Origin of the sequence: Psychromonas sp. SA13A (genome assembly GCF_011378715.1) — a bacterium.
GTDB lineage: Bacteria > Pseudomonadota > Gammaproteobacteria > Enterobacterales > Psychromonadaceae > Psychromonas.
Genome location: NZ_WTKU01000034.1, coordinates 18,745 through 31,445, shown reverse-complemented (window position 1 = coordinate 31,445; position 12,701 = coordinate 18,745). Strand labels below are relative to the sequence as shown.

Sequence of the window (12,701 nt, the reverse complement as noted above, 5' to 3'; positions counted from 1 at the left end):
TATTCTGGTCAAGCACAACTGGACACCTGACTTTGTAATTTTTCATAGTTAATCGGAGTTAGATCTCCGAGTGTTGTATGAAGCCGTTCATGGTTGTAATAGCGGATATATTCTTCAACATCTAACTTCATCGTTTCACGCGTTAAGTGAACAATATTTAATAACCATTCATTCTTAAGACTGCCGAAGAACCGCTCAACAACTGCATTATCTAAACAAGCTCCCACGCTACTCATTGAGGCTATTATTTTATGCTTACTCAATAATCGATTAAATCGCCCACTAGTATATTGAGAACCACGATCGCTGTGGAACATCAAACCCGCTTTAGGTTGCCTGATATTAATCGACATTTGCAATGCGCGTTCAACTAAATCAACCGTCATGCGGCCAGATATAGACCAGCCAATAACCCGACGAGAGTATAAATCCATGACAATGGCTAAATACATCCAACCTTGATTGGTCCTCAAATAGGTGACGTCGCCAGCCCACACTAGATTCTCTTGTTTAGGGTTAAACTGCTGACCCAATAGGTTATCAGCAACACTATCTGTATGTTTACGCTTTGTTGTTACCTTATATGCTTGGCGCTGTACGACGACAAGCTTTAGCTTGCGCATGATACTACGTGTACGATAACGACCCACCTTAAAGCCCGCTTCTCTTAATTTCTTGCATAACTGGCGAGAGCCCAGGCTACCGCGACTTCGCTTGAATAACTGTCGTGCTGCTCGATACATGTTCAGCTCTTCTTCACGGATGACTTTAGCGGGGCGTTCAAGCCAATCATAAAATGCACTACGACTCACTTGTAATGCATTACAAAGCAATTTTATGGGATATTTAGAGCGACTCGCTCGAATATACCGATACTTTACTTCATTTCTTTTGCGAAGAAGGCACTGGCCTTTTTTAATATTTCTTTCTCCATACGCAGTCGTTTAACTTCTTTGCGTAAGGCAAGTAATTCAGCACGTTCATCTGAATCTACAGTTGAGTTAGCATGTTGCTCTGCTTTTTGTTTCCAACTGTAAAGCAAGCTAGTCGTGATGTTTAAAGCAGAAGCAGCTTCTTGAACGCTATAGCCTTGTTCACTGACTAATGCCAATGCTTCAGTTTTAAATTCACTGGTATAAGTTTTGTATTGTCTTCTCGTATTCATGTTCACCTCTTTAGTGGATAGTATTATCCAAAATTAAAGTGTCCAGTTCAATTAGACCAGAATAAATTTCAAAATAAACTCTTTGTTTATTATCAGTAGAAAGCGAAACCGTAGCATTGAAAATATAATAAGGATTATCTCTTGTTAAAGGGGCATTCATATCAGCAGGATGCGCAATGGTTCAGCTGAATTCTTTATGATAGATTGCCCCCAATCATGTATTTGCCAAACAATATCTGCGGAGGTTGCCGATGAGTAAAAACATATTATTCCGAAGAAATAACATAACCTTTCATTTTTCATGTTTACTCCTGAACAATTTGTTAATAGTTAAATAATGAATAAAAATATAACGCCCATAATAACAGGCTAAAAATTGTGGGATAAAATGAGTGAGGCATGAGCGATAGCCAACTGTTTTTAGTCCTTGTTAATTTGACTTGTTATATTTCGGTATTTACCAAATTTGTAATCATTTTATCATAACGGTTTTGCCTCAACTGAATTCCAAGCAAGTATGCGAATATGATCATGCATACAAAGCCAAGTACTGAAGCACTCCCTTCACTGAAAACTAAAAACAAAAAACCACCAAGAGTAATTGTACTAAATGCACCAATAGAGAATCTAGTTGTCCAAATATCAAAGAATTTATAAACAGAGTTTTTACCAATTGAAGTATATTGGAACTCTCCATTTTGATAGCAGACTATTCCAGGTGTTTTCTTCAGGGCATATATTATTTTTGTACACTCATCATGCTCAATGAGTTATAAAATATCTGAATAACTCATACGTAAGCCATGTATTAAGCGGAAAAGTTCTGTCACCGAATGCTTTTGATTCTTTTCAATTGCAACATCAAACTTTTCAAGTAACTCAGCTGTAACTTTTCTCGTTTGACTCAAATTAAAATAAGTAAGGGCAACTGTGCCAATGGCAGTAATAATGCCGAAAATTATTTTTGTTAACTCCGTGACTTCCATAACACCTCGTGAGAAATATAACATCTTATTAGATAACAAAATGTCACCTTTCCCGCGGAAAGATGGCAAACATCTAATGATTAATAATAGACTTAGACTACTGCAACTATCATTTTAATCAATAATTTAAAATAAAATATGAAATATAAGTCATGTAGAAAGACGACAAAATGTAATATTTACGATGAAAATATTGCAAATACCATAGGATCTACAAGTAAACATATTTTCTTTGTTGTAAAACTATTGAATAGCTCTTCTATTTTATCAATAAAATACAAACAGGATGTTTGGCTTAGGTTCGGTCTGGGCATGGTGGCCAGCAAGAGTAGATACGTTATAACAGTACTTTTTTTAGGGGATTAGGAAGTGATTGGTTTCAGTTTCTTTGGGTTCTTTGTAGGTATAGGTCACTACTGGTCTAGAGAAAGTAAAGTCGCCGTTAGGGCGGAACACAAAGCAGGAAATATCAATCAGCTTCGACGAGCGCAGACGAGAAAAACGGATAAATAAAAAGCGATGCATTCCCACGGAGGACCATGGGAATGAGGTGAAGTCAAAACAAGCAGGCTAAAAAAAGAATGGGCTCAAGTCTTTCATTTTGAATGTTGTAATATTCATACTTTTAAACTGGATTTTGAATACTTACACGATTAACACTCCCAATTAATGAGGAAAAAAATTAAAAATAAGCATCACGTTTGACAGCCATCAATATTTTGAGAACGAAACTAATAGCTTTATCATTTGTAGTTACACTCTCAAAGTATGCTTTAGATATTGATAATTAATGAGATAGTTTATGTTCTATACCAACACAACAATTAAATTGACTTTTTCCATCACTTCTCTAAAGACTATGCTTCAAACTATACGCATAGTTATGTTATATAAGGGTATGATGTAAAAAACTTTTTTAAAAGGTGACGCGTGTGTTTAAAGTTTACCATTCCAATCAAATAAGCTTGCTGAAAGAGCTGGTGTTGGCGCTGATGAAGCAATCGCCATTAAGTCATCCTTTTGAAAATGAAACTGTTCTCGTGCAAAGTCCGGGTATGGCGCAATGGCTGCAATTAGAGATTGCGCAATCAACGGGGATCGCGGCGAATATCGATTTTCCGCTGCCAGCGAGTTTTATTTGGCAGCAATTTAAACATGTTTTACAGGATGTGCCCGATAACAGCCCCTTTAATAAACAATCCATGACCTGGCAAATAATGAAGTTGTTGCCTGACTGTTTGGAAGATGAAGATTTCACTGCTTTAAAAGATTATCTGCAGGATGACACACACCTGCGTAAACGCTTTCAGTTAAGTGGCAAAATTGCGGATATTTTTGACCAATATTTAGTGTATCGACCGGAATGGATTGATAACTGGGAAACACTTGAAGATAACCAAGTGAGCTTAGAACACTTACAACCAGATTGGTTGGATGCACATCTTTGGCAAGCTAAGTTATGGCGTTTATTGGTCAGTAGTATTAAAGAAGGGTTTCAAGCACAGGGCAAAGCCTATCACCGTGCGGGTTTGTACCAAGATTTTTTAAGTACACTCGAGACTAAAACAACGGCTGAATTAAGCCATTTACCAAAACGTATTTTTGTCTTTGGTATCTCCTCTCTACCTGAATCGTACCTGCAGGCCTTATTAGGTTTGGCAGAACATTGTGATGTGCATTTTTTATTAACCAATCCTTGTCGTTATTATTGGGGTGACATTGTTGACCCTAAACTGCTTGCAAAACGTTTTGCGCAATCGCGTCCAAAAGTCGGTGTTGAAGCAGGCGCTGTTGCGGAACTAACGGCGACGAGTTGGCAAAAAGATGCGGCGCATTTAGCCTGGGCGAGCAGTGGTGATGTGGAAAGTGAAGTGGGTAACCCTTTACTGGCGTCAATGGGTAAGATGGGGCGTGATTTTTTATACCAATTGTATAGCCTTGAACAACAAGAGATTGATGCCTTTGTGGATATTGACCGCGATAGTCTTTTACACAATATTCAGGCGGATATTTTAGATTTAGCCGATAGTTCTGCACAAACCTTAATTGATCCCACGCTGCGTATTGAAATTAGTGATGACGATAACTCGTTGAGCTTACATGCTTGCCACAGCGTGATGCGTGAAGTGGAAGTATTACACGATAATTTATTGACTATGTTTGAGCAGGATAAAAAGCTCACACCTAAAGATATTATTGTGATGGTGCCAAATATTGATGCCTATGCGCCTTATGTTGAAGCCGTGTTCAGTCGCTCGGGTAGCAGTATCAGCATTCCTTTTTCTATCTCAGATGTCAGTGCGCAGCAAGAGAATCCTATTCTGGCGAGTTTTTTACAGTTATTGAACTTGCAACAAAGTCGCTATACACGCGAAGATATTTTAGCCTTGCTAGAAGTGCCGGCTATTTTAAATCGTTTTGCTATTAAGCAAGATGAGTTTGATTTATTACAACACTGGATCACTGAAAGTGGGATTCGTTGGGGACTTAATGATAATTCGGCAACCCAATGGGAGCTGCCTGCATTAACGCAAAATAATTGGCTGTTTGGTTTAAAACGTATGTTGCTCGGTTATGCCATGAGCGACAATCTGTTTGAAGGCATTGCGCCTTACGATGAAGTTCAGGGTTTACAGGGAGATTTGTTAGGCCGCTTTATTGAGTTTGTTGATACTTTAATTGTGTTAGAAACTAATTTAAACCAAGAAGTTAGTTGCGCGGAATGGCAGTTGTTTATTAATCAGTTGATTGATGATTTTTATCTTGAAGATGAAGATAACAGTGCTTTATTTAGCCAAATTCGTCAGCAAATGCAAGCGCTGACGGAACAAACGGCGCAGGCTAAATTTGATCAACCCTTAGCCTTAATGGTGCTGGTGGAGTATTTACAAGAACACCTTTCTAGCCAATCTAACAGCCAACGTTTTTTAGCTGGGCAAGTTAACTTTTGTACGCTGATGCCAATGCGGTCTATCCCATTTAAAGTGGTATGTTTGTTAGGGATGAATGATGGATTATATCCGCGTTCTTTATTACCCATGGGATTTGATTTAATGGTTGGGCACCGCAAGCGTGGTGACCGTTCACGTCGAGATGAAGATCGTTATCTGTTTTTAGAAGCCTTGCTATCGGCGCAATCGAACTTTTATGTGAGTTATATTGGTAAAGATATCAGTGATAACAGTGAAAAAATGCCCAGTGTGTTAGTCAGTGAATTGCTCAATTATATTCAGCAGAGTTTCAGGCTTGCTAGTCAATCGGTGAGTTTAATTGCAAGCGGCGAGCTAGAAAGTGGGCAACTAGAAAAAGCGTTATTAGCGTCATTAACGCATCACTATCCTATGCAGAGTTTTAGTGAGCAATACTTTCAAGGTAAGCAAAAAACCTATCAACAATCTTGGTGGCAGGCATTAACAAAAGTGCCTGTAGCGGAAGATGAAATTAACCAACCGTTACCTTTATTACAAAGTGACCACGTTGAATTAACGTCATTGATTCGCTTTTTACAAAATCCTTGTCGCGCATTTTTTAATCAAGGCTTGAATGTGTATTTTGAGATTGATGAAATTGACCAAGAAAACGACGAGCCCTTTGCCTTAGATAACCTGCAACAATATATGCTTAAAAAGCAGCAATTTGAAAATGGTTTAGATGATCAAGCATTAACTGAGTTATATGTGGGTTTACAAGCACAGGGTAAGTTACCCGTTGGTGAATTTGCTACCTTGATCTTTAATAAAGATTTGCAGGTAATGGTGGATTTAGCTGGCGTTTATAGTGGTTATTTCATTGGCGATATTGAGCAAATACAGGTCGATATTCCCTTTGATAATAAACGCTTAATTGGTGCATTAGATGACCACTGTGAAAATGGATTAGTACGCATTAAACCGGGCAATATTAAAGGTAAAGATTTATTAAAACTTTGGGTTGAACATTTGAGTTATTGCATTGTGCACGGACAACACCTAAATGCGACTTTATTTGGTCAAACTAAGGGGCATTATTTTGAAGAGATCCCTGCGGATTATGCGCATAAACGTTTATCGGAACTGTTAGCGTTATATGAGCTGGGTTTACAGCAAGCCTTACCGTTTTTTGTTGAAAGCGCTTACCAATGGTGTGAGGCCGTTTGTCAATTACAAGCTAATGTTTTTGTATTAGATGAACTCAGTTTTGATACTCGTGCAGCTGGCCAACAAGCAGCTTTAAAAGTGTTTAATAATAGTCGAGGTTATGCCGAAGCCAATGACCCTTATATTAATCGTCTTTTTGATAACATTGAAGACCATTGGCAAGCTTTTGAATCCATCGCATTACAGGTCTTTATGCCGTTATTATGCAATTTGAATGATTTGATTTATCAACAGTGGGGAGAGGAATAATTATGGTAGAAGAAAATTTAAACCCCGACCTTGATATAGCTAATGATGAGATCAATAGCGATATTTCTGTAACCCCTTTACAGGCGTTAACCTTTCCACTGTTTGGGCGTCGATTGATAGAAGCGTCAGCGGGTACGGGTAAAACCTATACCATTGCGAGTTTATTTATTCGCTTGCTGTTAGGTCATGGTAAGCAAGGCGATGCCCCGTTAGATGGCGATAATACAAATGCTATTCAAAGTGCTGAGCAAACTAAGCAAAGTGCCATGCAAAGCACTAGTCAAGCTAGCAGCCAAACTGCCCATCATTCGGCATTAACCGTAGATAAAATTTTAGTGGTGACCTTTACTGAAGCGGCTACTGCAGAGCTAAGAAGTCGAATTAGAGAGCGTATTCGTGAAACACGTTTAGCGTTTATTGCTGGCAGTAGTAAAGATGATTATTGCCAGCAATTGATTGAAGATAGCACCAACCTTGAACATGATATTCGTTTACTACGTTTTGCTGAATTACAAATGGATGAAGCGTCTATTTTTACCATTCATGGTTTTTGTCAGCGCATGTTACAGCAAAATGCCTTTGAGTCAGGTAGCTTATTTCAACAAACCTTATTAGAAGACGATTCTGAAATTTTAAGCCAAGCCTGTAACGACTTTTGGCGTGCACATTTTTATCAATTATCTACTTCATTAACGGAAGTTATTTATGGTTATTGGGCGAACCCTGCAGCGTTAAAATCAGAATTACAGCAATGGTTGTCACGCAATGATTTAACGTTTATTCCAGCTATTACTGATTTTGATTTTCAAAGTAAATATGAAAAAAGTTTAAATGCCATTGCACAGGTTAAACAAGCCTGGAATGCTGATAAGGATGATTACTTAGACATTATCACGCATTCTGGTGTCGACAAGCGAAGTTATAGTAAACGTAATTTACCGGAATGGTTTAAGAATGTCAGTGAATGGGCATTATCTACCCAGCTGGACTTAACACTACCTAAAAGCTTACCCAAGTTTTCACAAGCTGAGTTAATTAATAAAACGAAGAAAGGGGCTGCACCAACGCATGCAACATTTGAATTAGTTGAAGCCTTACTTGAGCAAGATATTTCGATTAAAAATACTTTATTGATTAAAGCGACACATTGGATAAAAGAGAATTTACAGAACACCAAACAACAGCACATGTTGTTAGGATTTGATGATTTATTAACGCGTTTAGACCATGCATTGCAGGTGTCGCCAGCTGGGCATTTAGGGCAACAAATAAAGCAGCAATATCCGATCGCATTGATTGATGAATTTCAAGATACTGACCCGGTGCAATATCGCATTTTTGATACGATTTATGCGCAAGTTATTGTTGATAATGATCAGCTTAATGATGCGATTGATGACGCAGCGAATGATATGCCGGATCAAATTAAAGACGGCACTAAAGCTCAAGGGCGAATAGATCAAGTAGAACAATTAACGCGCTTTGACCAATCAGGTTTATTTATGATCGGCGACCCTAAACAAGCGATTTATAGCTTCCGTGGTGCAGATATTTTTACTTATATGAAAGCGCGTAATGCGGTCACCGCGCATTATAGTTTGGATAATAACTATCGCTCCAGTGCGGAAATGATTGATGCGGTAAACGGTTTTTTCCAACATCGAGTCGCACCGTTTATTTACGATCAAGATATTCCTTTTTTCCCTGTGCAAGCGCCACCCATTAAACGTAAAAAATTAGTGGTCAATAACCCCGATGATGATCAACAGACAGCATTGCAGTTTTTACATATTAATGGTGGTTTAAGTAGCGATGCCTTTCGATATGCAAGCGCACAAGCCGCAGTGAATGAGATTAAGGCGTTATTGTTATTGGCGCAGCAAGACCAAGCTTATTTAGAAGACTCTGAAGGTAATAAATCACCTATTCTAGCGAATAACATTTCGGTATTAGTCCGTACCGGTAACGAAGCCAACATTATTCGTAAAGCGTTATTAGAAGAAAATATTAATAGTGTGTATTTGTCATTGAAGGAGAGTGTATTTGCAAGTACTTTAGCGCAGGATTTGTTGCGTTTATTAAGTGCCTGCTTGCACCCAAGTAATGAACGTTATTTACGTTCTGCAATTGCTTGTAAATTGTTTTCGTTAACCCCTTATCAAATTCACTTTACCTTTTCTGACACCGCCAGTTGGGAAGCTAAAATTGCTGACTTTGCGCGTTATAAAACCGTATGGGAAGAAAGTGGCATATTGGTGATGTTGCAACAGTGTTTTCATGAGCAAGGTATTAGCGCTAATTTATTAGCGCAAAACCAAGGGGAACGTGCATTAACGGATCTCTTACATCTCGCTGAATTATTGCAAAAAAATAGCATGGTGTATGAAGGGGCCTTTGCGTTATTACGTTGGTTTAGCGAGCAGATAAATAATGCTAAAAACGAGCAAGGTGAGCAGAAACAACGCTTAGAAAGTGAAAAAGAGCTAGTACAGGTAAGTACTTTACATAAATCTAAGGGGCTAGAATACGATATTGTGTTTATTCCATTTAGTGGTTTATATCGTGAACCTAAAGAGTGTTTGTTTCACGATAACCAACAACGTTTAGTATTTGATTTAAATGGCGAAGAAGCAAATAGAGAAAGTACTGCCAAAGAGTTGTTAGCGGAAGATATTCGACTGCTTTATGTCGGTTTAACGCGCAGTGTTTATCGTTGTTATTTAGGCATTGGCCCCTATAAAAGAGGACGCGCTAAAGTATCACCGTTAACCAAAAGTGCGTTGGGTTATTTATGTGTTAAAGCGGGTGAAGAGTTACAGGCCGGTGATGACCAAAAACTGCAACACTTATTAAAAAGTGTATGTGACATGTCGAAAAATATTGGTATTCGTAATACACCTAATCCCTTGAGTGAAACTTATCAAGCGGCCAGTCAATCAGCGGCTGAATTAATTGCACCGCAGCAGTTTGTTGGGCACATTGAAAAAAATTGGTGGGTGACTAGTTACTCGGCTTTATCTCGTTTCCATAGCGCGCCGACCATTGAAGATAAACAGACCAAAAAAATTCCAGAAGAAAGTGTTCAAACCTTAGAACAGTTACAGCAACCTTCGTTACTACAACCGACTCTAGTAGCGCAAGAGCAGCAAGTTAATAATGTATTTAGTTTTCCGCGTGGTGCAAAACACGGTACTTTTTTACATGAGTTGTTTGAAGAAATTGATTTTCAGGATAGCCCCGCAGATAAGTTGATCCCTTGGTTAACGGACCGTTTAATTATTAATGGTTATGAACCAGCGGAAGAGTGGGCGCCGATTGTCAGTGAATGGATAACGCATATTTTAGCGCACCAATTAGCTGCCAATGAATACCCTGAGTTATCGCTGTCGCAATTAAGTGAAGCGCAAAAGAAAGTAGAGATGCAGTTCTTTATTCCGATGCAACCGATTGAAGCGTCATCGGTGAACCAGTTGATTACTCATTACGACCCTTTATCGGCACGTGCGGGTTTATTACAGTTCAACCAAGTGCAAGGCATGCTCAAAGGCTTTATTGATTTAACTTTTGAATATCAAGGGCAATATTTTGTATTGGATTATAAGTCTAACTACTTAGGTGACAGTCTCGCGGATTATAGTGAACAGGCCATGGCCGATGCAATTGTTGAGCATCGTTATGATTTTCAATATCAATTATATACCTTGGCATTACACCGTTTGTTAAAATCACGCTTAGATGATTACGATTACGAGCAACATATTGGCGGTGTGTTTTATACCTTCTTACGGGGAATGCAAGGAGAGCACAATGCAGGTTCTTATTTCACTAAACCAAAGTTCGAACTGATTGATAAATTAGATAAGTTATTAAGCGGTGAGTTAAGCGCAGAAAAACTGCGAGAGGAGTTGTCATGCTAGATAAAAACAATAACCTTGGCACTAAGTCGGTACAAGGGATCATAAGCGAACAGCTCAGCGCAAGTGAACAGGATATGTTAGCGTTATTAAAGCGCTGCCAGTTAAATCAACAAATTCGCCCAATAGACTTCCATTTTGCAAAATTTATGGCGCAATTAGGGGCTGATAATTTAATGCAATTAGCGGCTGCGCTAGTGAGTCAGCAACTCGGTGGCGGTCATATTTGTTTACCTATCGATAAAATAGGTAGTTTGTTTCATCAACATTGTTTGCAGCTTGGTATCGATTCAAAGGTTGAAAGTGAGCGTCTACAGGTGTCTTGTATTTTTCATGATCAACAACAAATGCATTATGCCTTAAATGAAAGTATTTGTTGTGGTGACGATGCGCCTTTACGCTTGCAGTATGACGCTTTATTCATGGCACGTTACGCTGAATTTGAGCAACTTATTTCAGATAAACTTTTGCAGCCTATTGCTGTACAGGTAAGTGAAGAAAGCAAAGCATATTTAGAACAGTTGTTTAAACCTCAGTACACTTATTTATGGCAGGCATGGCAACAAGATAACACTCAATCGGTACAGATTTTATGTGAAAAGTTTTTAGATGTTATCGATAATGCTGCCGTTGATTGGGGAGCGGTTGCCGCTGTTTTCAGTAAAGCAAACTGCGCGGATGATTTAAACTCATTAGCAACACTAATAAGCAATCACGTGCGTTGTGATTGGCAAAAAATAAGCGCGGCATTGGCGTTAACCTCTGCGCGTTGTGTTATTTCAGGTGGTCCAGGCACAGGTAAAACCACCACTGTGGTTAAACTCTTAGCTTTGTTATTACATGCTGAACCGGATTTAATGATAAAAATGGTCGCGCCAACGGGTAAAGCGGCGGCACGTTTAACGGAATCGATTACTAACGCATTAGCTGATTTAGATTTAGATAAAACCGTTGCACAGCTTATTCCTACTGATGCTAGTACTATTCACCGCTTATTAGGCGTACGTAATAATAGCGCCCACTTTCGTCACCACGAACACAACAAGTTAGTATTAGATTTGCTGCTGGTGGATGAAGCCTCTATGGTTGATTTACCTTTGATGGCTAAGTTATTGAGTGCTTTACCTGATCATGCTCGTTTAATTTTGCTCGGAGATAAAGACCAATTAGCTTCCGTTGAAGCGGGCGCAGTATTAGGTGATATTTGTTCGTTTATTGAATCGGGTTATAGCCAACAAAAAGCACAGCAATTAGCAGATTTAACTGGTTTCGATAGTTTATTAGATCAAGCAAACATTGCGACAGCTGCTGCATCCGAAGCTGCTACGACTAAAACTACAATATCCCAAACAGCAGTATCCCAAACAAGAATGTCGGATAATTTATGTTTATTGAAAAAGAGCTACCGTTTTGATCAATTCTCCGGCATTGGTTACTTAGCATCGGCAATCAATAAAGGCGGCATTACTGCAGCCAAACTATTGCGACTATGTGAACAATACGATGACCTAAATTATTATCCTAATGACCCTCAAAGTGATGCTATCTTTGAACAGCTAGTGATTGAGGGTTATGGCCCTTATTTATCTGATATATGCGCGATTAATGACGATAACCGCGATCAAGCAAAAAAATTGTTACAGCAATTTAATGATTTTAAAATTCTCTGTGCAACGCGTGAGCAGGAGTGGGGTGTTGATAATCTAAATCATCGCTGTGAAAAAATATTGCAAAAGGCGGGTTTATTAGCACGTCGTTTCGATCTCACACAAACTTGGTACCTTGGACGACCTGTGATGGTGACTGAAAACAGTTATCACCTTGGATTGTTTAATGGCGATATTGGTGTGTGTTTAGCAGATCAAAGTGGGCAATTAAGGGTTTATTTCGTGATGCCCGATGGTTCCGTGGCTGACTTTCAACCTAGTCGATTACCTACTCATCAAACGGTATTTGCGATGACGGTGCATAAAAGCCAAGGTTCAGAATTTAAACATACCTTGCTGGCTTTGCCTGACTATGCGTTACCTGTGATGAATCGGGAGTTGATTTATACGGGTATTACACGTGCAAAAAAACAATTAACGCTGATTGCTGATCTTTCATTAGTGGCCAGTTCAGTGAGGAATAGAGCAAGTAGAAATAGCCGTTTAACCGAACGATTAAGCACAAATTAATGAGTACTTACTGAGAACATAACTATTTTAGCAAGCCGCTATGCTAGCAAGGGCTATTTTAGAAAACCGTTATG

Annotated in this window: 4 protein-coding genes and 1 pseudogene; 3 read left to right on the top strand and 2 right to left on the bottom strand. The window is 38.9% G+C overall.

What is annotated here, in order from left to right; genetic code table 11:
- Positions 1–8: 8 nt before the first annotated feature.
- Both GQR44_RS18965 and GQR44_RS18960 read right to left on the bottom strand, forming a co-directional pair.
- A pseudogene (locus GQR44_RS18965) lies at positions 9–1,165 on the bottom strand (IS3 family transposase).
- 770 nt (positions 1,166–1,935) lie between these two features.
- A complete protein-coding gene (locus tag GQR44_RS18960) occupies positions 1,936–2,190 on the bottom strand; it encodes a hypothetical protein (RefSeq protein WP_166373230.1) in 255 nt (84 codons plus the stop codon).
- Positions 2,191–3,083: 893 nt separating this feature from the next.
- On the opposite strand from GQR44_RS18960, the gene recC reads away from it, so the two are divergent.
- The 3 genes from recC to recD are packed head-to-tail and all read left to right on the top strand — an operon-like array spanning position 3,084 to position 12,627.
- Complete coding sequence (gene recC, locus GQR44_RS18955; protein WP_166373228.1) at positions 3,084–6,536, top strand: exodeoxyribonuclease V subunit gamma; 3,453 nt, start codon at positions 3,084–3,086, stop codon at positions 6,534–6,536.
- A gap of 2 nt (positions 6,537–6,538) precedes the next feature.
- Entirely contained in the window at positions 6,539–10,453 is a 3,915-nt protein-coding gene (recB, locus tag GQR44_RS18950) for an exodeoxyribonuclease V subunit beta (RefSeq protein WP_166373226.1), read from the top strand.
- Positions 10,447–12,627 (top strand): exodeoxyribonuclease V subunit alpha, encoded by a 2,181-nt coding sequence (gene recD, locus GQR44_RS18945; protein WP_240923748.1) that lies wholly within the window; start codon positions 10,447–10,449, stop codon positions 12,625–12,627. The genes recB and recD overlap by 7 nt, the downstream gene beginning before the upstream one ends.
- Positions 12,628–12,701 lie beyond the last annotated feature (74 nt).

Coding starts and splice junctions, on each gene's coding strand:
- recB (WP_166373226.1), top strand. CDS start 6,539: ATGGTAGAAGAAAATTTAAACCCCGACCTTGATATAGCTAATGATGAG.
- recD (WP_240923748.1), top strand. CDS start 10,447: ATGCTAGATAAAAACAATAACCTTGGCACTAAGTCGGTACAAGGGATC.